The organism is Acinetobacter stercoris (assembly GCF_900323515.1).
In the GTDB taxonomy this organism is placed as follows: Bacteria; Pseudomonadota; Gammaproteobacteria; order Pseudomonadales; family Moraxellaceae; genus Acinetobacter; species Acinetobacter stercoris.
The window spans coordinates 1-658 of sequence record NZ_OOGT01000455.1 but is presented as its reverse complement, the minus strand read 5'-3'; the positions used below and the strand labels follow the sequence as shown (position 1 = coordinate 658).

Sequence of the window (658 nt, the reverse complement as noted above, 5' to 3'; positions counted from 1 at the left end):
GGTATCTATCATTAACTCAACTTTTTTTGCTTTTTTATGTGGATCCAGATGCTTATATTCATCTTGAATCAGAAAATGTTGATTATGTTTATTTTTTAAAAAAAAAGTTTGATTTTCAAACCATCCTGGATAAATAGAGATACCCAGGTTTTCAGTCTTGATTGGAAATTTTAAAAAGAAGACAATTTTCCCACGCACATTATTTAAAGTAGTATTGGTACTCCCTCTATAATATAAACCATGATATTGGTGAATATATTCAAGGAATGTTCTTGCAATAGGCAGCGATTTTTCTTCTGTAACAAACATATAAATTGTTTCAGATGGATTCTCAGATAGGAACAACTGGCATTCCTTTAAAATATCATGAAAATCCAGTCTACAAGGTATAACTCCATGATAAAGCTTTAGATATTCATCACGCTGTTGCAAGTGGATATCCAGTGCACGAATTCCGTCATTCAATTGCCCATAAACACTAAGTTCCTGGCATTTTTCTCCCAAAGACTTGATCTTATATGTTGCTGATTGGTGTGTTCCTGGAATATTAATCTGATTTAATAATGTATTGTCTGGTATATATTGCATCCAACTGGGTGCTGTATCATTACTAGAATAATTAAAATCTTCAAACATAATAACTTCCCCATATCATTAG

1 protein-coding gene is annotated in these 658 nt (G+C 31.8%); it reads right to left on the bottom strand.

What is annotated here, in order from left to right; all coding sequences use genetic code 11:
• Positions 1 to 636, bottom strand: a 636-nt coding sequence (locus KPC_RS20205; protein WP_121976044.1) for a phosphatidylinositol-specific phospholipase C domain-containing protein, incomplete at its 3' end; no start/stop codon positions are given.
• Between the last annotated feature and the right edge of the window lie 22 nt (positions 637 to 658).